Annotated in this window: 29 protein-coding genes and 1 riboswitch; of the genes, 9 read left to right on the forward strand and 20 right to left on the reverse strand. The window is 54.5% G+C overall.

Annotated features, from left to right (window positions below; translation table 11 throughout):
* Positions 1–7: 7 nt before the first annotated feature.
* The 5 genes from osmX to C2U54_RS15510 all read right to left on the reverse strand — a co-directional run bounded on the left by osmX (position 8) and on the right by C2U54_RS15510 (position 4480).
* On the reverse strand, positions 8–907 hold the full coding sequence (osmX, locus tag C2U54_RS15490; protein WP_103179441.1) for an osmoprotectant ABC transporter substrate-binding protein OsmX: 900 nt from the start codon (positions 905–907) through the stop codon (positions 8–10).
* Positions 908–925: 18 nt separating this feature from the next.
* Positions 926–1636 (reverse strand): osmoprotectant ABC transporter permease OsmY, encoded by a 711-nt coding sequence (gene osmY, locus C2U54_RS15495; protein ID WP_103179442.1) that lies wholly within the window; start codon positions 1634–1636, stop codon positions 926–928.
* A gap of 262 nt (positions 1637–1898) precedes the next feature.
* The gene (locus tag C2U54_RS15500) at positions 1899–2642 is read right to left on the reverse strand and encodes a YoaK family protein (protein WP_103179443.1); all 744 of its coding nucleotides are present in this window, start codon (positions 2640–2642) and stop codon (positions 1899–1901) included.
* A 168-nt stretch (positions 2643–2810) separates the two neighbouring features.
* Positions 2811–3434: a glutathione S-transferase family protein gene (locus C2U54_RS15505; RefSeq protein WP_103179444.1), complete on the reverse strand. Its 624-nt coding sequence runs from the start codon at positions 3432–3434 to the stop codon at positions 2811–2813.
* A gap of 44 nt (positions 3435–3478) precedes the next feature.
* Positions 3479–4480: a GlxA family transcriptional regulator gene (locus C2U54_RS15510; RefSeq protein ID WP_103179445.1), complete on the reverse strand. Its 1002-nt coding sequence runs from the start codon at positions 4478–4480 to the stop codon at positions 3479–3481.
* Positions 4481–4599: 119 nt separating this feature from the next.
* On the opposite strand from C2U54_RS15510, the gene C2U54_RS15515 reads away from it, so the two are divergent.
* The gene (locus tag C2U54_RS15515) at positions 4600–5241 is read left to right on the forward strand and encodes an HD domain-containing protein (protein WP_103179446.1); all 642 of its coding nucleotides are present in this window, start codon (positions 4600–4602) and stop codon (positions 5239–5241) included.
* Between the two features lie 60 nt (positions 5242–5301).
* On the opposite strand, the gene C2U54_RS27255 is transcribed toward C2U54_RS15515, so the two are convergent.
* Entirely contained in the window at positions 5302–5574 is a 273-nt protein-coding gene (locus C2U54_RS27255) for a hypothetical protein (protein ID WP_139156336.1), read from the reverse strand.
* Positions 5575–5592: 18 nt separating this feature from the next.
* On the opposite strand from C2U54_RS27255, the gene C2U54_RS15520 reads away from it, so the two are divergent.
* The 3 genes from C2U54_RS15520 (at position 5593) to C2U54_RS15530 (ending at position 6612) form a co-directional block, all read left to right on the forward strand.
* Positions 5593–5796: a hypothetical protein gene (locus C2U54_RS15520; RefSeq protein ID WP_231736617.1), complete on the forward strand. Its 204-nt coding sequence runs from the start codon at positions 5593–5595 to the stop codon at positions 5794–5796.
* A 27-nt stretch (positions 5797–5823) separates the two neighbouring features.
* The gene (locus C2U54_RS15525; protein ID WP_103179448.1) at positions 5824–6120 is read left to right on the forward strand and encodes a nitroreductase; all 297 of its coding nucleotides are present in this window, start codon (positions 5824–5826) and stop codon (positions 6118–6120) included.
* A gap of 270 nt (positions 6121–6390) precedes the next feature.
* The gene (locus tag C2U54_RS15530) at positions 6391–6612 is read left to right on the forward strand and encodes a hypothetical protein (protein ID WP_103179449.1); all 222 of its coding nucleotides are present in this window, start codon (positions 6391–6393) and stop codon (positions 6610–6612) included.
* Positions 6613–6731: 119 nt separating this feature from the next.
* On the opposite strand, the gene C2U54_RS15535 is transcribed toward C2U54_RS15530, so the two are convergent.
* Positions 6732–6926: a hypothetical protein gene (locus tag C2U54_RS15535; RefSeq protein ID WP_103179450.1), complete on the reverse strand. Its 195-nt coding sequence runs from the start codon at positions 6924–6926 to the stop codon at positions 6732–6734.
* Positions 6927–7041: 115 nt separating this feature from the next.
* The gene (locus C2U54_RS15540) at positions 7042–7929 is read right to left on the reverse strand and encodes a LysR family transcriptional regulator (protein WP_103179451.1); all 888 of its coding nucleotides are present in this window, start codon (positions 7927–7929) and stop codon (positions 7042–7044) included.
* A gap of 153 nt (positions 7930–8082) precedes the next feature.
* On the opposite strand from C2U54_RS15540, the gene C2U54_RS15545 reads away from it, so the two are divergent.
* Positions 8083–9180, forward strand: coding sequence for an NADH:flavin oxidoreductase (locus tag C2U54_RS15545; RefSeq protein ID WP_103179452.1), 1098 nt, complete (start codon positions 8083–8085; stop codon positions 9178–9180).
* A 41-nt stretch (positions 9181–9221) separates the two neighbouring features.
* Here C2U54_RS15545 and C2U54_RS15550 read toward each other — a convergent pair whose 3' ends face one another.
* Both C2U54_RS15550 and C2U54_RS15555 read right to left on the reverse strand, forming a co-directional pair.
* Positions 9222–10397: an MFS transporter gene (locus C2U54_RS15550; RefSeq protein ID WP_103179453.1), complete on the reverse strand. Its 1176-nt coding sequence runs from the start codon at positions 10395–10397 to the stop codon at positions 9222–9224.
* 60 nt (positions 10398–10457) lie between these two features.
* Positions 10458–11591 (reverse strand): alpha/beta hydrolase, encoded by a 1134-nt coding sequence (locus C2U54_RS15555; protein WP_103179454.1) that lies wholly within the window; start codon positions 11589–11591, stop codon positions 10458–10460.
* Between the two features lie 115 nt (positions 11592–11706).
* Between C2U54_RS15555 and C2U54_RS15560 the strand changes: the two genes are divergently transcribed.
* Positions 11707–12591, forward strand: a complete 885-nt coding sequence (locus C2U54_RS15560) for a LysR family transcriptional regulator (protein WP_103179455.1) — start codon at positions 11707–11709, stop codon at positions 12589–12591.
* A 472-nt stretch (positions 12592–13063) separates the two neighbouring features.
* Positions 13064–13537, forward strand: coding sequence for a hypothetical protein (locus tag C2U54_RS15565; RefSeq protein WP_103179456.1), 474 nt, complete (start codon positions 13064–13066; stop codon positions 13535–13537).
* Between the two features lie 114 nt (positions 13538–13651).
* Here C2U54_RS15565 and C2U54_RS15570 read toward each other — a convergent pair whose 3' ends face one another.
* The 7 genes from C2U54_RS15570 to C2U54_RS15600 form a co-directional block, all read right to left on the reverse strand.
* A complete protein-coding gene (locus tag C2U54_RS15570) occupies positions 13652–13891 on the reverse strand; it encodes a DinI family protein (protein ID WP_103179457.1) in 240 nt (79 codons plus the stop codon).
* 85 nt (positions 13892–13976) lie between these two features.
* Positions 13977–14765: a phosphotransferase family protein gene (locus C2U54_RS15575; protein WP_103179458.1), complete on the reverse strand. Its 789-nt coding sequence runs from the start codon at positions 14763–14765 to the stop codon at positions 13977–13979.
* A 110-nt stretch (positions 14766–14875) separates the two neighbouring features.
* A complete protein-coding gene (locus C2U54_RS15580) occupies positions 14876–17065 on the reverse strand; it encodes a TonB-dependent siderophore receptor (protein WP_103179459.1) in 2190 nt (729 codons plus the stop codon).
* Positions 17066–17376: 311 nt separating this feature from the next.
* On the reverse strand, positions 17377–18579 hold the full coding sequence (locus C2U54_RS15585; RefSeq protein WP_103179460.1) for an MFS transporter: 1203 nt from the start codon (positions 18577–18579) through the stop codon (positions 17377–17379).
* 44 nt (positions 18580–18623) lie between these two features.
* Positions 18624–19385, reverse strand: coding sequence for an SDR family oxidoreductase (locus C2U54_RS15590; RefSeq protein WP_103179461.1), 762 nt, complete (start codon positions 19383–19385; stop codon positions 18624–18626).
* Between the two features lie 4 nt (positions 19386–19389).
* The gene (locus C2U54_RS15595) at positions 19390–19578 is read right to left on the reverse strand and encodes a hypothetical protein (protein WP_103179462.1); all 189 of its coding nucleotides are present in this window, start codon (positions 19576–19578) and stop codon (positions 19390–19392) included.
* Between the two features lie 154 nt (positions 19579–19732).
* Positions 19733–20671 (reverse strand): GlxA family transcriptional regulator, encoded by a 939-nt coding sequence (locus C2U54_RS15600; RefSeq protein ID WP_103179463.1) that lies wholly within the window; start codon positions 20669–20671, stop codon positions 19733–19735.
* A gap of 61 nt (positions 20672–20732) precedes the next feature.
* Between C2U54_RS15600 and C2U54_RS27260 the strand changes: the two genes are divergently transcribed.
* Positions 20733–20876, forward strand: coding sequence for a DUF1471 domain-containing protein (locus tag C2U54_RS27260; protein WP_139156337.1), 144 nt, complete (start codon positions 20733–20735; stop codon positions 20874–20876).
* Between the two features lie 35 nt (positions 20877–20911).
* On the opposite strand, the gene C2U54_RS15605 is transcribed toward C2U54_RS27260, so the two are convergent.
* The 3 genes from C2U54_RS15605 to C2U54_RS15615 form a co-directional block, all read right to left on the reverse strand.
* Complete coding sequence (locus C2U54_RS15605) at positions 20912–21874, reverse strand: LysR family transcriptional regulator (protein WP_103179464.1); 963 nt, start codon at positions 21872–21874, stop codon at positions 20912–20914.
* 31 nt (positions 21875–21905) lie between these two features.
* Positions 21906–22169, reverse strand: coding sequence for a hypothetical protein (locus C2U54_RS15610; protein ID WP_139156338.1), 264 nt, complete (start codon positions 22167–22169; stop codon positions 21906–21908).
* Between the two features lie 276 nt (positions 22170–22445).
* On the reverse strand, positions 22446–22982 hold the full coding sequence (locus tag C2U54_RS15615; RefSeq protein ID WP_103179466.1) for a carboxymuconolactone decarboxylase family protein: 537 nt from the start codon (positions 22980–22982) through the stop codon (positions 22446–22448).
* Positions 22983–23378: 396 nt separating this feature from the next.
* On the opposite strand from C2U54_RS15615, the gene C2U54_RS15620 reads away from it, so the two are divergent.
* Positions 23379–23960 carry a DUF4142 domain-containing protein gene (locus C2U54_RS15620; protein ID WP_103179467.1) on the forward strand — a complete coding sequence of 194 codons (582 nt, stop codon included), beginning with the start codon at positions 23379–23381 and terminating at the stop codon, positions 23958–23960.
* Between the two features lie 203 nt (positions 23961–24163).
* A riboswitch (guanidine-I (ykkC/yxkD leader) is annotated at positions 24164–24262 on the forward strand.
* Positions 24263–24280 lie beyond the last annotated feature (18 nt).

Raw genomic sequence — 24280 nt, forward strand, 5'->3', positions numbered from 1 at the left:
CGCCTCCTTACAGCAGCTGCTTACTACGCAGGAAATCACGGGCGACCTGCTGCGGTGACTGATGATCGATATCCACCTTCTTGTTCAGCTCGGTGATGATGTCGTTATTGAGCTGGGCAGAGAGAGTGTTCAGCGCCTCTTCCAGCCCCGGGTTGGCTTCCAGCGTATCCTTGCGCACTACCGGGGTCACCGCGTAGCTCGGGAAGAAACCTTTGTCATCTTCCAGCACCTTCAGATCGAAGCCTTTAACGCGTCCGTCGGTGGTGTAAACCAGCCCGGCATCGACAAAGCCGTCGCGCACCGCGTTATAGACCAGACCTGGGTCCATCTGGCGAATTTGCGGGCGATCGAGCTCCATGTTGTAGGCCGCCTGCAGCGGCTTCATGCCATCGCTGCGCCCGGAAAACTCCAGATCCAGACCCAGCATCCAGTTGTTATCCGGATCGGTTTTGCGCACCTGCTCAATCTTCGCCACCAGCTCAGACATGGTGTTGATATTTTCTGCCTCGGCGCGCTTACGCTGCATGGCAAAGGCGTAGGTGTTGTTCATGTCAGCAGGTTTGAGCCACACCAGGCCGTGCTTCGCATCCAGGCGTTTCACCGTCTCGTAAGACTCCTCTGGCGACATGCGTTTGTTGATGTGGTTAAAGATGATCAGCGAGGTGCCGGTATACTCCCAGGTCATATCGATCTGCTTATTGATCATCGCATTACGGGAAATGACGGTGGCAATGTTGGTCTGAGGCTTAACTTCAAACCCTTTCTTTTGCAGATACTGCACGGTCATCGCCGAGAGAATATGCTGTTCGGTAAAACTCTTGGTCGCCAGGATCAACGGCGCCGCGAGCGCCTGGCTGGTAAAGAGCGCGGCGGTACAGAGCGCCGCCAGGCCGGTAAATAGTCTCATAGAAGCTCCTTATTATTGTTATCGCGCGAGATGCGGGCTCATCAGACGGCCCAGCGCCGCCAGCAACGTATCCAGAATCAGGGCGAACAGGGCGGTGGCCGCCGCGCCCATGATCAGCGTCGGGAAATCATTCAGGTAGATGCCGGGGAAAATCAGCTCGCCGTAGCTGCTGGCGCCAATCAGGAAGGCCAGCGGTGCGGTACCGACGTTAATGGCGGTGGCAATACGAATACCGGAGAGCATTACCGGCCAGGCGTTAGGCAGCTCCACCTGGCGCAGACGCTGCCATTTGGTCATCCCGATGCCGTTTGCCGCTTCCAGTAACGATGCCGGAACCGAGCACAGACCAGCGTAGGTGTTACGCACTATCGGCAGCAGCGAGGCGAGGAACAGGGCGATAATGGCGGGCGTATCGCCGATGCCAATCACCACCATCGCCAGGGCCAGAACTGCGAGCGGTGGCAGGGTGTTGCCGACGTTAAAAATCTGCATAACGTATTCGGCGATACCTCGTGCGGCCGGACGGCTCAGCAAGATACCGCTGGGGATACCGACCAGCAGGGCGAAGAACATGGATGAGAAGACTAAAATCAGATGCTGTCGCCCGAGATAAACCAGGTCAACCTGGCGCGCTTTGATCGTCTCCAGCCCAATTCCCCAGACGAGGAGGGCGACGACCACAATAATGGCGCCGACAAAAAGCAGCGAGCGTTTTAATAAAGTATGCATTGCGGTGTGTCTCCCTGTGCGCATGCGTTCGTTATAGCAACCATCGATTGCCTGTTGTTATGCCATGTTTTGGCAGGGGTATTTGAGCTATAGCAAGGGTTTGGGAAGGGTTCCAGCGAAGCGGTATTATTCCTAACCTTATGAATACTGCGGAAATATGAGGTTAAGCCTTACGGGGTAAGGGCTGGATACCGGCAGGCAGAATAGTCTTAAAGATAATTTCATTAAGTGACACCGTCACTTAATGAAGAAGTAGAGATTGTTATTTGCTGAGTGCAGCGCGAACCTTTCGCACCCGCAGCGAGGTGCTAATGATAGAGAAGGTGGCGACGAAAACCAGCATTAAGCCCAGGGCCAGCATCGCATTAAACCCAAACCACCTGAACAGGACCAGCCCGGCAATCCCTCCCGTGATAAACGAGAAAAGGGTGGTGAGGTGGGTTGTAAGCTGGCTGGTTTGTGCGGCGGTATCTTTGGAGTAATCCCGGCGTAGCATCGCCACCACCACAGAGGCCAGCGAAATGCCTGCGTCGGTTAACGTGCCAGTAATATGGGTGGAGCGTACCCGTCCACCGGAAAGTTGGGTGGAGGTGGAATTATGGATCCCCATCAGCCCGCAGAGAAAAACAATAATTTCCCTGTTAGTCGTGAAGGTATGAAAATAGATTTCATGCAGAGAGACGCCGGCCAGTAATAACCCTTCAATCAACAAAACCTGACAAAAAATGAGCCGCACATTGTGCATGATGCCCCATAAAACAATGATCCGCGCAATAATTGCCCCGGTCACAAAAGACAGAATAATGGTGGCGAAGAAAATAATATCGTTCAGATCCGTTGAGGAAACTTCGCTGGAAAATTGTGAGGTATTGCCTGTCATATGGGAAGGAAAGAAGCCAAAAGCACCCAGCGCAATGGCATTCAGCAATCCTGCGGAGGTCGCCAGCCAGAGGGCAAGACGACGATCCTCCTGATGGGTTCGTTCTTTCTTAAGTTTAATCAGCAAAGAATACCTCCGGTTTGAGCTTTGCCTGAATAATCAGGCTAGCAAAGCCTGGTCATGGATTGTCCAGGATAGTACTTAATTATTAAGGCACCGGAGGTGGGCGAGAATTAAGTAATTAAATAAAATAACCTTGATAACAAAGTGTTTATTTACCTCGGCGCATTATGCTCAAAGCATGCCATTATTTCCGTGGCGCAAAAACGCCGGGCGCAGATTTAAGCGTTCAAACCAGGCCTCGATAGCGGGCACCGGTGGATGCTCAAAAGGGGTCATCTTCCAGCGGTTCACCGACAGCCCCAGCACCACATCGGCCAGGGTAAAAGTGTCGCCCGCCACCCATGCCCCGGTGCGTTGCAGCTGCTGCTCAAGGATCGCGATATGGTGGTTCCACTCCTTAATCCCGGCTGCAATTCGCGCCGGATCGTTAAAGTCCGGGTTTTTACGCCCCAGGGCCGGAAAGACATAGCGCCAGGCGTTATTAAATTCCGTCGCCTGCCAGTCCATCCAGCGTTCGACGTTGGCGCAGGCTTGTGGATCTGTCGGGAGAAGGTCGTCCCGCCCGGTTTTGCGAACCAGATAGCGGCAAATGGCGTTGGATTCCCAGATCACGAAATCATTGTCGATCAGCACCGGCACCATCGCATTCGGGTTCAGCGCGCGAAAGGCATCGGTTTCTGTAGAGGCAAAGCCGCTGCCGTAATCTTCCTGCAGATAGTCCAGACCCACTTCTTCACAGGTCCAGAGCACTTTGCGCACGTTAATGGAGGTGGTTTTGCCGAGGATTTTTAGCATGGTGCAGGTGTCCTTTGTCGGGTGAGTTAACAACAACAGAGCCGTTATTCAGTGAGTTTAGGGCAAACTTGGGTGGGGAAGTCTTCCTGTTGGCCTACCATCTTCCGATAGGCGGCAGGCGTCATGCCTGTGAGTCGACTGAACACACGCCGCATGACATCCGGACCTGAGAAACCGCATTCTGCGGCTATTTTTTTCGCGGGCAGCTTCTCTTTTTCAATCAGCAAGCGCGCTTTTGACACGCGCTCACGCTCCAGCCATTGAGCCGGGGTCAAACCGATCTCCTGGCGAAAAATACGCGTAAGGTGCCTCTCACTAAGGTTGATGTGTTGCGCCAACATGGCAACCGAGCCAATCTCTTTAATATTCTGAATTGCCCAACGCTGAAGATCCTGGAGCGCTGAGCGCCCGTTCAGGGAAAGTTGGCTTCGTCTGACAAAGTGAGACTGATTAACAGGCCGACGAAAGAACATCACTAACTGATCCGCAACCTCGGCCGCAATTTCCCGCCCCAGATCTTCTTCCACCAACCTCAATGCCAGATCGAGGCCGGATGTCACACCGGCGGCAGTACGCACCCTGCCATCGGCGATAAACAGCGCATCGCTTTCCACGACTATTTCAGGATGTCTGATAGAAAGCAGTTCCGCACAATTCCAGTGGGTGGTGACCTGCTTACCGCTGAGTTTTCCGGTAAGCGCCAGCAGCAGCGCGCCAGTACATACGGATCCAAACCGCTCACTTTTTTCGCATAAGGCGGTAATACCCGCCAGGACATTGCTCTCTGGCGTATAACCAGACATACCTGGTGCGCCCGCAATGAGAAACGTATCAGGAACGAGTTCTGAAATATCCGCGAGTGAAAAATCTGCCGCCAGCCTGACGCCGGACGAGGCCTGCACAGCAGAGCCACTGACGGAAACGACATACAGACGATAAAATTGACGTCCCAGGATTCTGTTAGCCTCAGCAAAAACATCTATAGGCCCGCCTACATCAAGCAACTGCACGCCCGGCACCGCCAGTATGGCTATGGTATGACTCATTTTCTCCTCCCGGCGTCTGAATAAATCCAGATGTCCTTATTCGTCGTAAAAGTACGGTGGCAGACATGAATGATAAACCCTAATTTAGAGGCACACCATAGCCATCTAAGGAGTTATTCATGCGTTCTGCAATTAAAGGTATCAGCGTTCCGGACAGCCGTATGGCCAGAGAAGCCACGGAATTTATCAGGGACACCGAAACAGAGCTGCTGTTTAATCATTCAAGCCGGGTTTATTACTGGGCGGCCCTGGCAGGGCAGGAAAGAGGCCTGAAAGTAGACAGTGAGCTGCTGTACATTGGCTGTATGTTTCATGACATTGGACTCACCCATGAGCATTGCAGCTGTGACAAACGTTTTGAAGTAGATGGCGCCAATGCGGCACGTACCTTTCTGGAGGGATATGGTATCGCTCCTGCCGACATTGATAAGGTATGGACAGCCATTGCACTCCATACCACACCAGGCATACCTGAGTTTATGGCACCAGAAATAGCCCTGGTTACCGCAGGCGTGGAAATGGATGTGCTGGGAATCGATTATGAAAAATTCGCAGAAGCAGATATTAAAGCGGTTACGCAGCAGTATCCCCGTACGCCAACATTTAAAGAGGATATTATTCAGGCATTCTATGACGGTATAAAACACAAGCCGCAAACGACATTCGGTAACGTAAAGGCTGACGTTATTAAGGATAAGGAACCCGGTTTCTCTCCTTTTAACTTCTGCAATATTATCCGGCAGTCACGCTGGCAAGGGTGAGCCGCCGCAACGCAATAATCGAATGAGGGCAGCAGTTAAATATCAGGGATGATCTTCAGCTTATAATATGGATGATGTCTTCACAGGTGGCGCATGACGTTTAGCTGAAGACGTCATGTGCCTTTTTGCGGAAGTTAACGGTTGGCGCATAGATAGATTGAGCCAGACCAATGCTGCTGTTTTTTGCGTGTGAAGATCTCTCCGTTGCTCTGCCATGTACCGTAACAGATATAATTCTACTTCGGCCCGTTCAGGTTGAATATCCAGCGCCAGTGAAGCGAGGATTAAAAGGGTCTCCGACTCACCTTTGGCCGCCTCGTTATCGCCTTCCACAACGCCGGGATCCAGAATGTGCTGGCAGAGATCGCGGACGCAACAGCAGAGGATTTCGACCGCGTCACGGCGGTAAACCTGCGCGGCGTCAGGGGTTGCATGAAGTATGAACTGCAACAGATGCGTAAGCAGGCTCTGACCGTTTTAAACTTAAGAATGTCTTACTATTTAAGTGGTGCTGTATTCATTTATTATATTTGTTGCAATATGACCGATTTTTAGAGTTTCTAACCTTCTCGAGGGACAATAATGGAAAAAAATTTCACGCCAGAACAGATAGAAATGATCAATCGTATTGTCTTTGCACACATTGATCGGATGAACGAGAAAGCTGCTGAAATTGTTGAAGAAACAGAGAGGGCAGCACACCATGAACTCCAGGAGAGCGGGATCGATATGACTGATTTCTCTCCTGCTAACAAAAGTTTTTTGATGGTTACGCTCATCCAGAACCTGATAGATCGTGTTCACGGCGGCGATATGACGGTTGCCCAAAAGTTAATAACGATGGAAGCTAAAAGGCTGAACGTCAGCGTAAATGAATAATGTCCACTTCAGGTAGATAGAGAGAGATGGCATGCCGGGCATGCCTGTTTCATTTAAAAAGGCATTCAATTATTCCTCTGACACCCACATGAGTAAAGTGAGCACGATAGGTACTGCATCCCAGCGCACTGAGTAGCACCACATCTGCCAGAGCGGCTTGCCGGATTTATAGCGTCATAAGCTGCCGTCCTGATGAAATTCACGATTCAGGCGCTATACCTTAACAGCCAGTGATAAAGTGGCAGGCAAACATATTAAGGGATTATAAATATGCAGATTGTTTTTGTGCCCGCCTTAATCGTCGTCCTGATTGATAAAGAGCAGGAGCTGGGGCGGGCGTTAACACAGGAAGAGGTAGAGGCAATCCGCGATGATGCTACGGCCATCCGGCTGCCGGACGAGGCGGCCAACGATATGATCAGAGAGCGCGGCTACCGCGATATTGACCCAGAAAATGTCTGGCAAGAGTGGGTGGCGTATAAAGCAGGCTGACGCAACCACGTCAGGTCAGCCTGTCTGAGATATAGCGCCTATTTCACCAGAGCAAACAGATCGTTCAGCGATTCGCTCATGGTACAGCCGATATTAATGCAGGTGCCGCAATCCATGGCTTACCATTCAACTGTGATTTTCCCGAAGTGCTTTCCGCCCGCAAGGAGGCTGAATGCTTCGCTGACAGAGGCCAGCCCTTCAAACCTGTCGGAAATGGCGGGGCTGATCCCGGTCTGATTCTGCGCTCTGACAACGTCCTGCCGCATACGATTGCTGCCGACCACCAGCCCCTGGAGACGGGCTTGTTTCGCCATCAGCCCGGCGGTCGGAACAACGCCTTACATACCCGTCAGGACGTCAATCAAGGCAATATGGCATTGAGCGGGGTCCATCTCCGGACTAAAAAAGAGAGATCTGTCGTGACATATTTCAGCCCGTAGCGGTTGAGATCAGCGATGACTTCAATTTATCGATAAACATACTGACCCGCAGAGGAAGATAACGTGTTGTTGGCAGTACGGCCCAGACCGATAACGCCTGCGGCCTGACATCAGAAAAATTAATCTCAACAAGCGTGCCTTCGTGGAGCTCTTTCATGACATCCCAGCGGGTAAGCTGCGCAATGCCCAGTCCGTGAGAACAGAGTTCTCTTATTCCTTCGACGTTATCGGAGCTGAAACGCCCATCAACACCGATCCTGATAACGTCACCATCACGTTCAAACAGCCATTGAGGCACGCTGCTGAGTCTGAGGCAACTGTGCTGCAGTAAATCTTCAACAAAATGAGGTACGCCATTCGCCTTCAGGTAATCGGGTGAAGCGCAGACGATCCGCGGATTATCAGTAATTTTGCGGGCAATGAGCGTGGAGTCTTTTAATGGCGCGATGCGGATGGCGACATCGAATCCTTTCCCAACAATATCAACTACATTCTCGCTGAGTTGAAGGTCAATATTCAGCTTTGAATTGTCCGCTAACAGTTCAGAAACCAGAGGCAAAATATTTCGTCTTCCAAAGCCTGATGGGGCAGTGATCCTCAGTAATCCGGACGCGCCCTGGGTTGAGGGAGAGAATAGCGCACGGGCACCTGCCTCTGCATCAATAAGCGCCCGTGCGTAAGGCAGAAATTCCATTCCTTCCTGAGTTAAAGAGACAGAGCGCGTCGTTCTCTGTAAAAGGCGCGTTCCCAGCTCGTGTTCAAGGGAGGCGAGGCGTCTTGAAACGGCCATGGCGGAAAGACCCTGTCGTTTCGCTGCCTGCGTCAGACTGCGCGTTTCGGTGATAACGAGAAAGAGTGAAACATCCTGCAAATTCATAGCGGCTCCGGTATCAGAATCAGCGCAAAAGTTATCTAACGGCCATCGTGATTATAACGATAAACGTTATACAGCCTTATCATTTTGCCCCATTTAAGCCTGATTAAACAATGATTATAGTGCGTTTACGATTTAATTAATCAGGAGTAACGTATGAACAAATCATCCCTTTTTACCCTGGGGCATATTGGAAAGGTTGTCTTAAAAAACCGTCTGGTGGTGGCGCCCATGACCCGTGTCACCGCCTCAGTGGAGGGCATCGCCAGCGATCGTATGACGATTTACTACGAAGACTTCGCCCGGGGTGGATTCGGCCTGGTGATATCAGAAGGTATTTACATTGATAAGGAATGGTCACAGACCTATGCTTTTCAGGCTGGCTTAACCAGCCCGGAACAGATTGCGGGATGGCGCAACGTCACCGACGCAGTCCACAAGCATAACGGCCACATTTTTGCCCAAATCCAGCACGCTGGCGCATTGTCGCAGGGGAACTATTTCAGGACGGGAACAGTGGCACCAGGCGCCGTTCGTCCAGTGGGCCAACAGATGTCATTTTATCGTGGAAAAGGTGAGTATCCTGTACCACGTGAACTCAGTGAAGAGGAGATCCAGAAGATTATCACAAGCTTTGCCGATGCGGCTGCGGCTGCCGTTTTCGACGCTGGCTTTGATGGTGTGGAGATCCATGGTGCCAATGGCTATCTTCTCGATCAGTTCTTCACGGATTACACCAACCCGCGATCTGACCGCTGGGGCGGGGACATCGCTGGCCGCCTTCAACTCAGCCTTGACGTCATTCAGTCTGTCAGACAGCGAGTAGGTCATGATATTCCGGTAGGGATCCGTATCTCGCAGGGGAAAGTGAACGACTTCTTCCATAAATGGGCTAATGGGGAAGACGATGCCCGGGTGGTATTTTCGCTGCTTGCGCAATCCGGTATCGATTATCTGCACCTGACGGAGTATGAAGCCTGGCAGCCAGCATTTGCTGATAACCCGCTCTCACTTGTCGAACTGGCCCGTAAATATGCGCCACAGCTGACGATTATGGCTAATGGCAGTCTCCACGATGAGGCGCGGGCAATACAGGTCATGGAGAAGGGAGCCGATTTCATTGCACTTGGGCGCGGCGCGCTGGCAAATCACGACTGGCCTGAGCGTGTTGCCGCAGGCCGAACCTTACGCGAATTTGACAGCTCAATCCTGGGCCCCATTGCCAATATTAAAGATTCTGAGCTTTCTCTCTGATCCTCCTGCCCCGGCGCGTGCTCCGGGGTATTTTCTTGATTCTACTGGTTTTTAGATGCCGTCAAAAATGTCAGCGCCCCCGCGCTCAGCAGCAAAATAGCACTCACGCCAAAGGTGCTTTGCCAGCCAAGGTTATCGAACACCATGCCGCCCGCCGTGGAACCCAGGGCGATAGAGAGCTGAATCACCGCCACCATCAGTCCGCCACCGGCCTCTGCATCCTCGGGCAGAGTACGGGCGAGCCACGTCCACCATCCCGTGGGTGCTGCGGTTGCCAGCAGACCCCAGAGTCCCAACAGCAGGGCGACGATCCAGACGCTGTGTCCGGTCAGGATCAACATTCCAGCAATGATGGCCATCAGCAGGGGAATCGCCATTAACGCCTGATAAAAACGCGCATTTAAAAAGGCGGCGATAATCAGCGTGCCAACAAATCCCGCGATACCGATGGTAAGCAGGATCAGCGACAAGCCGGAGGCGCTGACGTGGGTGACGGTTTCCAGGAATGGGCGCACGTAGGTGAATAACGCGAACTGTCCCATAAAGAACAGACCGCAGTCTAACAGGCCCACGCGCACCACAGGCTGGCGGAAAAGGCGCAATACCGTACCCTGTGCCGCCCGGTCATTCTCCATCTTCGGCAGGCTAAAGCACTGCCAGATGAACGCGATGATTGCCACCGGAACCAGGCACAGAAAGGCTCCGCGCCAGCCGATGGTGGCTCCGAGATAGCTGCCGAGCGGGGCGGCTACCACCGTTGCCAGGGCATTACCGCCGTTGAAAATCGCCAGCGCACGGGAGACCTGATGTTGCGGCACCAGGCGGATGGCCGTTGCGGCAGACATGGACCAGAAGCCACCGATGGCGATCCCAATCAGGGCGCGTCCGACCATATAGACCAGGTAGCTGGACGCAAAGGCAATAAGCAGCCCGGACGCCGCCATCAGCGCCGTCATACCCAGCAGAAGCGTTTTACGGTTCATATTCCCGGCAATATGGGTCAGGCTCAGGCTGGTCAGGACCGCCAGCGCGCCGGAGATGGCAATCCCCTGGCCGGCCAGACCCTCGGTGACCCCTAAATCGCGGGCAATGGGCGTCAGCAGGCTGACCGGCATAAACTCCGAGGCAATCAGGACAAATACGCACAGGGTCATGGCAAAAATAGCGCCCCAGTACGCGCGTTCGTTACTCTGTGTGGTTTGGCTCAGTGTTGACATAATCAGATTTCACGAAGGGGGAAAACAACGCCACCTGCCAGGGACAGGTGACGGAGAGGATTACTTCAGGCTGGTTTTGAAGAACTGCTCGAACTGCGCAAACGGGATCTTACCGGCGACGTTGTCGTAGAGATCGACATGGTTAGCGCCCGGGACAACCACCAGCTCTTTCTGCTTGCTGCCGACAGCTTTGTAGGCATCTTCAGCAAAGTAGCGCGAGTGCGCCTTTTCACCGGTGACGATCAGCGTCGGGATGGCGATCTCTTTGGCATAGCTCAAAAGCGGCATGTTCATGAACGACAGCGGCATGGTCGCGGTCCATGCGCCGGTGGAGTTTACGGCGCGCTCGTGTAAACCACGCGGCACCCGGTAGTAATCAAAGAACTCTTTCAGTACCGGATGCGGATCGGCAGGTAACGCTTCCGGCAGAATACGTTCAGCGGCGGTCGCTTTGCCGTTTTCGACATAAATATCATGTCCGGCATGGGCAAAGGTGCCGCTCTCTGCATCTTTCCAGCGCTGCTCGTTCAGATACTCGAGCACAGCATGGCGATCGGCTGCCGAGTAGCGGTCTTTACCGTCACCCACGCCGTGGCCCATCGCCCGGCTCATGTCGTACATCACGCTGGTGGCGACCGCTTTCACGCGGGTATCCATCGAGGCCGCATTCAGCGCCATACCGCCCCAGCCGCAGATGCCAAGGATACCGATGCGGTTGCGATCCACCTCTTTTTGTAGTCCAAGGAAGTCCACCGCCGCACTGAAATCTTCGGTGTTGATGTCGGGAGAAGCGACATTGCGCGGCTGCCCGCCGCTTTCACCGGTGTAAGAGGGATCGAATGCCAGGGTGACAAAGCCCTTCTCCGCCAGGGTCTGGGCATAGAGACCGCTGGACTGCTCTTTCACTGCGCCGAACGGTCCGCTGACCGCGATGGCCGCCAGCTTGCGATCGCCCCGGTCTTTCGGCAGATAGAGATCGCCCACGAGCGTAATGCCGTAGCGGGTCTGGAAGGTGACTTTACGGTGATCGACCTTTTTGTTTTCAGCAAATGTCTTGTCCCATGTGGTGACCATCGACACCGGGGCGTTCGGATTGGTTGTCTCTGCATAACTCATGGTTGTTACTCCACTTAAAGAGGCGCATAGCAGCATTGCAGGCATGGCTGCCGTCAGTTTTTGGGTGAATGTTTTCATAAGAGGTACCGGGCTGTGTTGTGATGTTGAGGCCAGTATAGTTAGCAGTAATAGTGATGATTAGAGGGGGAAGGATGCTAAGATTCATATCATATTGTTATGAATTGGTGGCGTTATGGCGAAGCGGGAAAATTACAACGAGCTCTATCTCTTTATGCAGGTGGCGCGGGAGGGGAGCTTTACCGCCGCAGCCCGGCGGCTTGGGTTGGCCCAGTCGGGGATCAGCCGTTCTGTTCGCGAGCTGGAAGAGCGGCTGGGCGTGCAGCTACTGGTGCGCACCACGCGCAGGCTATCCCTGACCCAGGCGGGGGAGCAACTTTATCAGGCGACAGAATCCGCCTTCGATGCTCTGGATAGCGGGCTTGCCACGCTGGCGCACTACCGTGAAACGCCTTCCGGTACGGTGCGCATTAACGCCAGTCAGCATGCCATTGATAAATGTCTGTTGCCGAAGCTGGCGATATTTAAACAGCGCTACCCGGATATCCGGCTGGAGCTGATGAATGAGAGCCGGTTTGTGAACATCATTACCGAACGCTTCGACGCAGGTGTCAGACTGGGGCCGGAGGTGGGTCAGGGGATGGTCGCGGTGCGCATTACGCCTGACATGGAGATGGCCGTGGTCGGTACACCTGAACATTTGCGCCGCTACGGCTTTCCCCAGACGCCTGCGGATTTAGTTGCCCACCCCTGTATTGGCTATCAGTTTGCCGATGGGGGCCTTTATCAGTGGGAGCTCATTCAGGACGGTAAAAGCGTCACCCATCGCCCCGAGGGGCAGTGGGCATTTTCTGACAGCTATATGGAAGCCGAAGCCGCCCGGCTGGGCCTGGGGCTGGCTTATGTGCCGGTCGAGCTGGTGGCGAACGATCTGGAGCGTGGGACGCTAATCCGGGTGTTGCAGCGCTTCAGCCTGCGCATGGACGGGTTGTTCCTCTATTATCCTCACCGCAACGTCTCACCGGCCCTGAGAGCGGTGATCGATACGCTGAAAATCTGAGCGGACGTTTTGTTAGCCGGGCAAGGGCCGCGCTTATCTCATTACTATCACGGTGGCGCTGGCGGAGCAGCCGACAGGCTGGCCGTTTTCTATGTGGGCCCAGTACCGTTATCCGATGCCGGGCATGGAGCCAATGCTGAGCATAATGCTCTGGCACAGGGCTTCTGTTGCAGCCTTCACGAGTCAGACTTCAATCAGATCTGATATCTCCAGGTCATCAGCTATATCAGGCTATTCATCTATAATGACTATTGCAGTTGAAATTGCACAGGAAGCTGCACCCTGGTCAACGTTTTCATTCTGCCGACACAGTAAGACAGGCTTAGGGCAGTGCAGGATGCAACTGATTACTCAGATGAAAGCGCTTAAAAAACGTGGCCATACACATGCGTGAATCAGGCCGGGAGTGACTGTCTTGCCCCCTAATAACACTTAATAATTAATAAAATTCTGTTTATCCGGGAGATTAATTATGAAAATAATCAGATTTGTATATTCCGCTCTAATTGGTGTTGTCGCCAGCTGCCGTTCTATGACGCCGATGGCGGCCCTCGCAGCAGCACGCCTTGCCAGACGCGACACTCCGGGGAGTCTCATGCTGCTGGACCGTCCGTTATTCAAATTTGGCGCATTAGCGATGGGGGCAGGTGAGCTATTTGGCGACAAGATGAAGTCTGCGCCAGACCGCACCGTGTTTTTAGGCTTGTCAGCGCGTGTGGCCAGTGCAGGAATTGCGGGCGCCGCATTGGCACCCAAGGGAGAAGAAAAAACCGGGGCAGCAATCGCTATCTCTGCCGCTGTGCCACTTGCCTATGCCACACTTGCGGCACGCAAAAAAGCCATAGCAGAAATTGGGCAGACCAGAAGCGGCATAATTGAAGATACGCTCATCGTCGCTATCGGCGCAGCGGTTGTCTACTTCGCCACACGGCCAAAACGTCTTTAAACGTTCTCACTCTTAAAAGGTTTATCCCGGCAGGTCATAATGAAGGGGTCAGTAACGGCTTCTGGTACGAAGCGGTCTGCGGCACCTACTATGATTATGCGCGGCTTTCTGAGCTTAATCCGCAACCAGCCACATATCGGCTTCTTCAAACATCTCTTCAAGCATACGGTTCAGCTTTTCCCGATCGCTTTTACTGGCATCGCTATTCAGGCCGTTCGCCTGCATCGGCTTAACCTTCACCTCGGCATCCGGAAAGATCCGATGCACTCGCTTCGTCAGTTCAGCCAGGATGATCTCTCTGGCGCCCGGAAGCCCGGCAACATTTCGTTTGTCGTACACCAGTTCAACGAACATTACATACCCCTTATAAATACTGTTTTAATGTACAGCATTTTCACCGGGGTAATGATGCCTGTCAAGGTCGCCCGTATGACTGTATTCATAATCGTCGTGCGGTGTCCTCTAACCAGTCAGGGAGGTGTGATTGATACCAGGTTTGATACAAGGAGAACGCGCTCTTTTGCCGCTCGTAAAGTAACACAATGACTTCGGTGACAATCCATGCCTTAGCGATGGCAATTTCTCTCGTTAATTCATTGACACTATGGTGATAAGTTAACGTGCAGTAGCGTTCAGCGAGGTCCGTATACGCTCGCATCGTCCCCATTCCCTTTATAAGTGGGGCAAGGTCGATAGCAGGACTCCCTTTTCCAAACCGTTCCCAGTCGAACAGCACGACCTCACCGTTTTCTCTTCTTCCCCAGTTACCCGCATTGCTGTCCCCTGAAATCAGACGGTGGCCGCTAAACAGCACATCACTACGCTGCTGAAATTGCTGAAGCTGCCGTGCGCTTTTTTCAGGTAACGCCAGCAGGATGAGCGCTTTTTCGAGCGCCCTCTCTGACCATGAGTGCGGGTGGTAATGCCATGCGGTATTCACCGGATAACGGTGCAGACGTGCCAGCATCGTGAGAACCTCATCACTGGCGACATCAGACTGTTCAACCGGGTAAGGAATATACTCCATGCATAATTTGCGCAGGGTGGCATCGGCGGAAAAGAGCGCCGGAGTCGCAATGCCCGCCTCGTTAAGCGACGTCGCAGCGTTCTGATAAAAACCAAACTCCACCGCGCCAACAGGAGACTTTTCAATAACGGCCTGACCGCTATGACTGACCGTTAGCGCCACATTGGCGGCACCCATTCTGGATAAATCCCGTGCAGGCATAGACGATCCTCTCAGCAGTAGCGGGTGGGTTGCTCAGGATCCAGAGTGTAACGTAAATGGGCCGTTGCGCTAAAAACTGCCGCCCGCGTTGCAGGCGGCAGTGGAGACGATCAGAATAAGACCGAGTAGTTCAGGCCGAAGGTACGACCGCGGCCTTTGTAGGTATAGAGGTTTTCAGCACCGTAGGTTGGGCTGTAGAGACCCGGTGCGCGCTGGCCCCATGCGGTGGTGTAGTCTTCATCCAGCAGGTTTTCGACGCTGAAGCTCAGCTTACCGACCGGCAGAAGATAACTGCCTAAGAAGTCCACGGTGTTATAGCCATCGATCTTCTTACCGGCTTCATCAGAGAGGTCGAACGTCTGGGTGCTTTGCATACGCAACGTCCAGTCGCCCGGCGCCCAGGTAACCCATGCGCTCATTTTAGACGGGCTGGCGCTGTCTACCGTCAGCTTTTCCCACTTTCCGTCGACGCGGGTTTCCGATTTGATGACGTTGAAGTTTGTACCGGTGCTCCACTCGCTGTCAGTGAAGAAATAGTCGATTTGGCCTTCAACACCGTAGATACGACGTTCGTCATCTTCAACGTTGATGGTCATGTCGCTTTTATTAATGTTGATGGTTTTGTCAGACAGAGAGTAATACCCGGCAATCTGCGTGCGCAGGTTATCCCCGGTGTAACGCCAGCCCAGCTCGTAGGCATCAACTTTGATCCCGTCGAGTTTTGAGTCGTTCACGTTCACGCTGTTGACCAGGCGATAATGGCCGTTCACCAGCTGATAGGTGCCGGAGCCATAATATTTCGCCAGATCCGGGATCTCAAAGCCCTGGGAGAAGTTAAACCACAGCTGCTGGCGTTCGGTCAGATGACCCAGAATACCGGCGTTAAACAGCAGGTTGTTGTAATCCGTCTTTCCGCCCGGCACGGCGTCTGCGGAGGTCGCTCTGCCCGTGGCAATGGCCTGCTGCTGCGTATAGCCAATAAAATCATCGACCTTGTTTTCCGTGTACTGATAGCGCACGCCGCCGCTCAGGGTGATCGCGGAGAAGTCGTAGCTACTTTGCAGGAACGGGGCGAGGTTAGTAATGCTGTAGCCCGGATAGCGTCCAACGTTATAGGCATTATCCAGCTTCATCCCCCCGCTGGCCGCCGCCTTGCTGAGGTCGAAAAATTGCTGGTTGGCGTCGAAGGTTTCATGCTCGGCATCCACACCCCATGTCAGCGTCAATGCCTCCACCGGCTTGCTGTTGATGGTGAGCTTGCCGCCGTAGAAATCGGTTTTTTGCTGCGATGCGCCAATGCTGGTGACCCGACCGCCGGAAAGCGTAGGGAAGGGGTAATAGGTCAGGCTCTCATCGCGGTAGTAAATCTGGGCGAGCAGATCCTGGCCCCAGAAATCGGTGTTGGAATATTGCAGGTTAATCAGGTGACGTTCGGTGCCGGGGATACGGTCGGAGTCGAGATTGTTTTTGTTATAGGCGTTGCCCGCGCCCGTTACTGCCGAGAAGTTCTCGCCCAGATAAAGGCCGTGCTTACCGTCAGATTCACTTTTGTAATACTGCGTGGTGAGCTGCAACTGCTGATGATCGTCGATATTCAGCGTGCCGGTGCCCATCACGTCCAGACGGTCAGAGTATTGCAAACCGGTCTGGGTGTTATCGATGATCACCTCATCGCCATTGCCATCGTACCAGCCGCCAAAGCGCTGATAGGCCACTGACAGGCGCCCGGAAGCGTTATCGTTGCCACCGCTCACCGCCGCTGCGACGTTCTCGTCATTATCGTTATGGCTGTTGAAGCCGGTTTTCAGGCCGGTCTGGAACTCGACTTCCGTTTCCGGCTGGCCCTTTTTGGTGACGATATTGATTAAGCCGCCGGTACTGCCGCCGCCGTAGAGGGAGGTGGCGCCGGAGATGACCTCAATGCGGGAAATATTAAACGGATCGATTGAGTCCAGCTGGCGGCTGTCGCTGCGCGAGGAGTTTAAACGCACGCCGTCCACCATCACCATCATGGATCGACCACGCATATTCATCCCGTAGTTGGTGCGCCCCTGGCTGCTAACGTCCATGCCGGGAATTAATTGCGCCAGCACCTCTTTCAGCTCCTTACCCCCCTGAACCTGCTGTTCAATTTCAGCCTGTTCCACAACCCAGGTGGTCTGCGCCATGTCGGTGATGCTGTGATTGGTACGGCTGGCAGCGACCACCAGCGTCTCATCTTTTTGTACTTCGGCAGAGGCATTGGCGGCTAATGTCATGAATAAACAAGAGCTTAGCGCGCGATAACTGTGCGATTTCATTATTGTGATCATCCTGATTTTTCAACGAGCCGGAGGCATGGACGCCCCGTAGCGCAAAAACATCACCGCAGAGGTGATAGTGATTATCAAGATGATATGAATAATCATTTCAATGTAAACAGGTAATGTTAAAAATTGTTTCTACAATGGCATGATATTTATGTGGTTTTGGGGGCCGCCGCCGCTTAAGTGGGGAAATACCAGAGGTTGCCCCACGTGCGTCGCTGTCGTCACGACAGTAATCGCTTACTATGGTGATGAATCATCCCCGCCATTATCTGGCAGGGATCTCAGCATCGCTGATACAGCGCTCAGGCTTCATTTTTACAGGGCTCAGCGATTACCACAGGTTTTCTGAGCTTTTCTGACAGCAGCAGACTGATCAGCGCCAGCAAAATAAAGGTCACCGATATGCCGGCCAGCCCGTAAAATCCCGCCAGGGGATAAACCCACGAGGCTACCGCCGAGCCAAATCCGATGCCGCCGAACATAAAGGCGCTGGTCAGCGCCAGAGCGATACCACGGTGCCGGACAGACGACAGTTCAACGATCCTGCGTTGCTGACTGGGCCAGAGCAGATCGGTGGCAAAGGCCCAGACAACGAGCATCACCAGCAACACGCCCAACATTTTCGGCAGCAGGGCAATCAGCGCGGTGTCGATGATCAGCAGCGTCATGCCCGCCATCAGCAACCTTTCAGACGTAAAGCGCGCGGCGGCTCGGGTGACCCAGAGGTTGCCCAGCACCCCAGCGATGCCCAGTACGGCAAGCGCCGCGGAGAGAGCCTGTGTCCCGCCGGTGTAGGTATCGCGTATGAGCGGGGCGATGAACGAATAAAAGCTGTAAACGCCGGAGGTAATGAAAAACACTACCAGGAATGCCGTCAGGTATTTTCCTTGTGACAGGACGCTGACCATCTCAGTGAGCCGGATGTGCGACCCTGTGCGCTCATCCGGCACCGTCAGGAGGATGTTCAGCCCGCTCAAAAGGCTTACGCCGCCCACCAGGGCAAAAAGCGCTTTTGCTCCCCACAGGCTGGCAATCCACGCGGCGAGGGGAATACCGGCGAGGCTCGCCATCGATACCCCCAGGAGTACCATGCCGATAGCGCGACCGCGTTGCTCTTCATGAACCAGCTCTGAACCCAGCGCAACCAGCACCGGGCCGATAAATCCTGCCCCTGCGCCCATCAGTATGCGGGAGGCGAGTAGCGCATCGTAGGAGGGTGACAGCGCAAACGCGAAGGCGCCAGAGCCAAAAAGCCCGATGCCCGTGAGCACCAGCTGGCGACGGCGCCAGTGACCAAACATCACCTGAACCAGTGGGGCGGCCAGGGCAAAGGTCAGGCCGAAAATACTTAGCAAGCGTGCGCTCTGTGCATCGGTCAGCTGCCAGGCGGCGGAAATAGCGGGCAGGCTACCCGCGACAGAGAGCGCACCGGTCGCCTGGACAAAATAGGCGATGCTCAGCGCGCGCAGGGCACGGCGCTGGGAAGCGGTGATAACAGCGTTCATGATCCATCTCCGGAAAGAACAGGGGCGCGAGGCCCCTGCAGAGCTTACTGAACAGGGATTGGGTTATCCGCGACCGACTGGTTGAACTGGTTTACCAGGGTATGCTCGTTTGCCCCCGGGTTATCGCGCACAGGCAGCACGCGATCGACGATAGCTTCAATGGTGTCTGTACCGAGCTTGTCAAACGTCTCGCTGATGAACGCCTCCAGCGGCATGGCGCGCGGGTCACCGCTCTTGTAAATCAGATCCGTATCCACCCACGGCGGGGAAATTTCGATGACCTGCACGCTGGTGTCGCGCAGCAGGAAGCGCTGGGAAAGGGTGTAGGAGTGAATCGCGGCTTTCGTCGCCGAATAGAGCGCGTTGGTGGCCAGCGGCAGGAAGGCCAGCACCGAGCTGTTGTTGATCAGTACGGCGTCTGGCTGCTGTTTGAGGTGCTCAATAAACGCCGCGCTGACGCGCACCGGCCCCAGAATATTGGTGTTCAGCAGCGTAACCGCCTGGGCGTCATCCAGCTCGCCTGCCGCGTTGTCAAACGGCATGATACCGGCGTTATTGATGACCACATTCAGGGCCGGATAGCGCTTCAGCACCTGCTCTGCGGCGGCCTGAATGCTGTCGGCGCGGGTCACATCCAGCACCACATAATCCATGCCCGGACTGGCGGCGGTGACATCCTTCAGCAGCGCCTCCCGGCGCCCGGAAATGATCACCTGGTTACCCAGCTGATGGAATTTTTCTGCCATTGCGCGGCCGATGCCAGAGGTGCCGCCAGTGATAAAGATGGTGTTATTGGTCAGTTTCATGGTCTTACTCCTTCGCAGAATCGTTAAGGGACGGAATGGTAATACGTGGGTCGCGAGCAAATCCGATGAGCACCGCGTCAACCCTCTCCCGTGCGCTCATGACGATAGTTGGATCGCGCGGGTCAACCGACAGACCGTCATTGTCACAGCACGGCGTGGCGGTGGCGCGGACCAGGTGGGTATGCTGCGTCATGTTGTTCACCTTGTCAGTTATCGGGTCGGTGAATACATAGTACGCAGTCAGGTGCCGGCGCGGCTGACGAGAAAGGTCGTGATTTCGGACATCATGATGGCCGGATGCCGGTCATCATGAGTCAGGAGGGTGAGGAGCCAGAAAAAGAGGAGGGTCAGGCTTTGCCGGTGCGCAGCGACTGGGGGGGAATGCCGTAACCCCGGATAAAGACCTCGCGCATATGACGGCGATCGCGGAAGCCGGATTCACGGGCAATGACCTCCATCGACAGCTTGCTCTGCTCGATCAGCAGCCGGGCATTTTCCAGCCGCAGTCCTTCAATCGCTTTGGCTGGCGATTTTCCCGTTTCAGTGCGGAACAGGCGGCTGAGCTGCCGCGCGCTGACGTGGACCGCATCCGCAATGCTCTCGATGGTCAGGGGTTTGCTGAGGTTGTTGCGCGCATACTCCAGGGCTGACTGCAGGCGGTCGCTGCGGGGAGCGAGCATCAGCATCTCAGAGTGCTGCGTCTGCCCGCCGGAGCGACGGTGGTGCATCACCAGCAGATGGGCCACGGAGCGGGCCACTTCGGCACCGAGATCTTTCTCAACCATGCCCAGCGCCATATCCAGCCCGGCGGTAAGCCCCGCTGATGTCCAGATTGCGTCGTCAATAATAAAGATGCGATCTTCTTCTACCCGGGTAGTGGGATGCAGGGACTTGAGACTCTGCGCATGCATCCAGTGGGTAGTGGCGCGACGGTCAGATAACAGGCCCGCCTGACCCAGCACGAATGCCCCGGTACAGATCCCTGCCACCCGACGCGCCTGGGGCGCGTGCGTCTGCAGAAAATCAACAATGCCCTGCGATGCGGGCAGCTCCAGGGGCGTCAACACGCCCGCCACCAGCCAGGTATCGATCTCCATATTTGCAGCAACAGGCTGGCTGTCAACGCCGAAGCCGTAAGAGGTTTTCACAGAACCGCCGCGCTCTGAATAAACGTTACAGTCATAAAAAGGTTCGCCAGCCACCTGATTCGCAAACTCAAAGATACTCAGCGTGGACAACCCCAGAACCTGAAAATGATCGGAAATCAGTAAGCCTACCCGGTGCATCATTGTCTCCTGATACTTCTTTGACCAATACGCATCTGCGGTCAGTCTGGACGAAACCAGGATGAACACAGACGTTGACTGCGTGTTTCTGGATGATGCGGAAGCACACATTGCCCGCCAGGCACAGCAGGCGGGGGCAGAATATAAAATCACCGCAAGCGCTAGCGGCAATCAGGTTGATATGACCGCAACGCTGTCAAAATAAGCCCGGTAAGGCCATTCCCCTGAAATGGCCTTTTATCAGGCGCTGTCCGCGGGTTGCGCATCCTGAGCACCTGGCAAAAAAGCAGGATGAGTGTGCATCAGCGCCGTGACAGCTTTGAGTTTTTCACGCAGCTGCGCATGTAGCTCGCGTATCGCAGGCGAGAACTGTTTACGGTGAGGGCAGATAAGGTTAAGTGGCACCCCCTCCCCAGGCTGTTCCGGCAGCAACACCTCAAGCCGGCCTGCCAGCACGTCTGCGCTAACATCGATCCATGATTTATAGGCAATACCCATTCCCGCCACGGCCCAGCGACGGGCAAGATCCGCATCGTCACACAGCATCCGGCTGCTCACCGTCAGCTGGCGTCTGCCGCCCTTTTCCGGGAAGGTCCATTTGTCATAAACATGACCGTTCAGCGTATAAAGCAGACAGTGATGCAGAGCCAGCTCGTCGAGCTGTCGTGGGCGGCCCTTCTTATTCAGATAGGCGGGAGAGGCGACCAGTACACGCCGGTTATCTTCCGCCAGAGGCAAAGCAACGTAGCTGCTGTTTTCCAGAACGCCGTAGCGGATAGCCACGTCCACCGGATCGCGAAACACATCGCTGACGTTATCGGATATGAAGATACGCAGCGATACTCCGGGATGCTTCTCGCAGAACGCAGTGATTACGGGCAGTAAAACGTTGCGCCCGAGATCTGAGGGGACGGAAATTTTTAGCTCACCCTGGATTTCATTTTCTCCGCTCTGAAGTCGCTCCGCGCCCGCTTGCAGAATATTCAGCATCTCCTGCGCATAGGGCAGCCAGGCTTCCCCTTCGGCGGTGAGACGCAGGCTGCGGGTTGAGCGGGCAAACAGCCGTTTATTCAGATCCCGCTCAAGGCGATTGACCGCCGCGCTGACCTGGCCGGGGAGAATATCGGCTTCGCGCGCGGCGCTGGAAAAACTGCCCAGCGCGGCGGAACGGACGAACAAGGTCACATCTTCAAGACGTATCATGCAGGCTCCAGAGTACGAAATGCTTTCTGTTTCACGCTGACAGCGGGCTTATCGTTAGCGGGCAGGTTTCAGCCAGGGTAGACCAGATAATGTCAGCCATCACGTCGCGATTCTCTCCGGCGTCCTCTTCAGGAATGTTCAGCCCTGGCTGTGCCACAACTGCGCTGCGGAAGTTGCGCACAAGGGTCAGCGCTTCGACAGGCTCGCGGCAAGCGTTAACCAGAAAACAGCCGTCAAAGGCGGGGGTTGTTGAAGGGCGCAGCCAGAAGGAAGGCCTCAATGTTGTCCCAGCCATGCGGTTGTTTTTCCAGCAAAAACCAATCGTTTTAATATGCGTTCTGCGCGCCAAAAAAGCCAGACTGCGGAAAATAAAAAAACCGATCGGTTTAAAATTCCTTGCTTGTTGAGCAAGGCCGCGCCGGGCCTGGCAAAACCTGTTGCAGGGGGCGCACCCGCCACATCTTCGTTAACGAAAAAAGGCCCGGCGCTTCACGCACCGGGCCCGTTAAAAAGTAAAAAATCAGGAGAGGCGTAGGGTTACGCTCTCCTGCGTCGCTGACGTTATGAAACCTCAGCTCACTTTGGGAAAATCGACAACGGTGTCGTTCACGCGGTTCACCATATTGGTAAACAGGATGGCGCTAACGGCACCGATAGTTTCCACGACCTGCTGGTCGCTGAACCCCGCCTGACGGAAGGTCTCGACATGCTCAGCCGCCACGGTACCGCGGGATGAAACCAGGTACTGAACGAACTTCACCAGCGCATCAATGTGCGCATCCTCGCTGAAGCGGGCTTCACGTAATTCACGCGTCTGATCGTCAGTGTATCCGGCCTTTTTTGCCATCAGCGTATGTGCCGCCAGGCAGTAGTCACAGCCAGACTCTTCGCTTACCGCAAGGTTAATGGCTTCCAGTTCGCGCGCACTGAGACTCCCCTTATGCAGTGCGGCGTTCAGTTGCAACATCTGGCCCAGTATTTCCGGGGATTGCGTGCCAATGGTCAGATAGGCGTTCGGCACTTTACCCATGCTGCCTTTGATGGCGCTGAACAGCTGTGCGGTTTTACCGGTGGCTTCGCCTTCGGTGATGGTATGTAAGCGGCTCATCATTTGCTCCTGATTTTATTGCGGTAATTGTCAGGTGACAGAACGTAATGGTTTTGTCACGTCGGGTTCAGGAGCACAGTACTGCGCCAGAAGAAGAGGAAAAAGTGATCAGCCGAATTAAGACTTTCTCTCCAAGAGGTTAAATGGAGCTGATTACAGCGGCATAAGTATTACGTTGCACCTTATCGTACACCGTCAGTAAGGCCGGAAGCAGCTTGAGCCAGTAGCGTAATCGTTGCTATACACCCGTAAACCCGGCTGCGGTAAATATTCCCATTAAATCAGGGGGAGGAGAATCATCCCCTATACTGACAACTGCGGTTGTCATTTCCACAGGAGGCGACGCGCGGTTAATGACCTGACATCAATTTTACCTATGACCATCAGGAGAACTCTATGCAGAAACGTAATAACCTGAAAATGCTGCTGACCGCATCGGCAGTAGCCGCGATGTTCTGCACCGTCGGTGTGCAGGCCCAGTCGACAAGCGCCGCCCAGAGCAGCGCCACAAGCCAGACTGCAGCGGGCGAAAAGCTCAGCTCGGGTGACGAAAAAGCGTTGAAGGATATGGCCCAGGCCAATATCAATGAGGTTGCCGCCGCTAAAATCGCGCTGAGCAAGGCGCAGAGCAGCGACGTTAAAGCCTTCGCCCAGAAGATGGTCGACGACCACGGTAATGCCCTGACTAAAGTACAGGCGGTCGCCGAGAAAAAAGGGGTGACCCTGCCGACCGAGCCGGACGCGCAGCATAAGGCGATGGCGGATAAGCTGGAAAAAGCGAGCGGCGACGACTTTGACAAGATGTATATGGAAAATGCCGGCACCAGGGATCACAAGATGGTGCTCTCTAAGCTGCAAAGTGATGCCAAAAACATCAAGGATCCCGATGTGAAGGCCCTGGCCGACGAGCACACCCCGGTGGTGGAGCAGCACCTCAAGTCAGCCGAGCAAATGAAGATGGACTCAGACAAGAAATAAAACATGTAACCCGATTGTCCGGTGGGCGCGGGATTCCCCCGCCCACCATGGCACCATCGCGGTGCACCCTCCCTGTGCTCTCTCCCCAAATCGGTGAATCCTGACGCTGTTAAAACATCAACCTCATGATAAACCTCATAAATAATTTCTGGCACATCCTTTGCTTTAACCAATGTGAAAGGGCAGTGCACCACACAATCTGAAAAATAGCTGGCTAGGGTTCCGGTTCACGTATGTGGATGACTGGTCCAAGAGCTGGCGACCTCTGAGAGGTTACACGGCGGGACAAAAGCCCGGGAGACAGCAGCACCCACGGTGTC

This window comes from Leclercia sp. LSNIH1, from assembly GCF_002902985.1.
In the GTDB taxonomy this organism is placed as follows: domain Bacteria; phylum Pseudomonadota; class Gammaproteobacteria; order Enterobacterales; family Enterobacteriaceae; genus Enterobacter.

Bases quoted from the DNA above. Each gene is read 5' to 3' on its own strand.
- osmX (WP_103179441.1), bottom strand. From the start codon at position 907: ATGAGACTATTTACCGGCCTGGCGGCGCTCTGTACCGCCGCGCTCTTT.
- osmY (WP_103179442.1), bottom strand. From the start codon at position 1,636: ATGCATACTTTATTAAAACGCTCGCTGCTTTTTGTCGGCGCCATTATT.
- C2U54_RS15505 (WP_103179444.1), bottom strand. From the start codon at position 3,434: ATGCTAAAAATCCTCGGCAAAACCACCTCCATTAACGTGCGCAAAGTG.
- C2U54_RS15510 (WP_103179445.1), bottom strand. From the start codon at position 4,480: ATGAGTCATACCATAGCCATACTGGCGGTGCCGGGCGTGCAGTTGCTT.
- C2U54_RS15515 (WP_103179446.1), top strand. From the start codon at position 4,600: ATGCGTTCTGCAATTAAAGGTATCAGCGTTCCGGACAGCCGTATGGCC.
- C2U54_RS15525 (WP_103179448.1), top strand. From the start codon at position 5,824: ATGGAAAAAAATTTCACGCCAGAACAGATAGAAATGATCAATCGTATT.
- C2U54_RS15530 (WP_103179449.1), top strand. From the start codon at position 6,391: ATGCAGATTGTTTTTGTGCCCGCCTTAATCGTCGTCCTGATTGATAAA.
- C2U54_RS15535 (WP_103179450.1), bottom strand. From the start codon at position 6,926: ATGGCGAAACAAGCCCGTCTCCAGGGGCTGGTGGTCGGCAGCAATCGT.
- C2U54_RS15540 (WP_103179451.1), bottom strand. From the start codon at position 7,929: ATGAATTTGCAGGATGTTTCACTCTTTCTCGTTATCACCGAAACGCGC.
- C2U54_RS15545 (WP_103179452.1), top strand. From the start codon at position 8,083: ATGAACAAATCATCCCTTTTTACCCTGGGGCATATTGGAAAGGTTGTC.
- C2U54_RS15550 (WP_103179453.1), bottom strand. From the start codon at position 10,397: ATGTCAACACTGAGCCAAACCACACAGAGTAACGAACGCGCGTACTGG.
- C2U54_RS15555 (WP_103179454.1), bottom strand. From the start codon at position 11,591: ATGAAAACATTCACCCAAAAACTGACGGCAGCCATGCCTGCAATGCTG.
- C2U54_RS15560 (WP_103179455.1), top strand. From the start codon at position 11,707: ATGGCGAAGCGGGAAAATTACAACGAGCTCTATCTCTTTATGCAGGTG.
- C2U54_RS15565 (WP_103179456.1), top strand. From the start codon at position 13,064: ATGAAAATAATCAGATTTGTATATTCCGCTCTAATTGGTGTTGTCGCC.
- C2U54_RS15570 (WP_103179457.1), bottom strand. From the start codon at position 13,891: ATGTTCGTTGAACTGGTGTACGACAAACGAAATGTTGCCGGGCTTCCG.
- C2U54_RS15575 (WP_103179458.1), bottom strand. From the start codon at position 14,765: ATGCCTGCACGGGATTTATCCAGAATGGGTGCCGCCAATGTGGCGCTA.
- C2U54_RS15580 (WP_103179459.1), bottom strand. From the start codon at position 17,065: ATGAAATCGCACAGTTATCGCGCGCTAAGCTCTTGTTTATTCATGACA.
- C2U54_RS15585 (WP_103179460.1), bottom strand. From the start codon at position 18,579: ATGAACGCTGTTATCACCGCTTCCCAGCGCCGTGCCCTGCGCGCGCTG.
- C2U54_RS15590 (WP_103179461.1), bottom strand. From the start codon at position 19,385: ATGAAACTGACCAATAACACCATCTTTATCACTGGCGGCACCTCTGGC.
- C2U54_RS15595 (WP_103179462.1), bottom strand. From the start codon at position 19,578: ATGACGCAGCATACCCACCTGGTCCGCGCCACCGCCACGCCGTGCTGT.
- C2U54_RS15600 (WP_103179463.1), bottom strand. From the start codon at position 20,671: ATGCACCGGGTAGGCTTACTGATTTCCGATCATTTTCAGGTTCTGGGG.
- C2U54_RS27260 (WP_139156337.1), top strand. From the start codon at position 20,733: ATGAACACAGACGTTGACTGCGTGTTTCTGGATGATGCGGAAGCACAC.
- C2U54_RS15605 (WP_103179464.1), bottom strand. From the start codon at position 21,874: ATGATACGTCTTGAAGATGTGACCTTGTTCGTCCGTTCCGCCGCGCTG.
- C2U54_RS15610 (WP_139156338.1), bottom strand. From the start codon at position 22,169: ATGGCTGGGACAACATTGAGGCCTTCCTTCTGGCTGCGCCCTTCAACA.
- C2U54_RS15615 (WP_103179466.1), bottom strand. From the start codon at position 22,982: ATGAGCCGCTTACATACCATCACCGAAGGCGAAGCCACCGGTAAAACC.
- C2U54_RS15620 (WP_103179467.1), top strand. From the start codon at position 23,379: ATGCAGAAACGTAATAACCTGAAAATGCTGCTGACCGCATCGGCAGTA.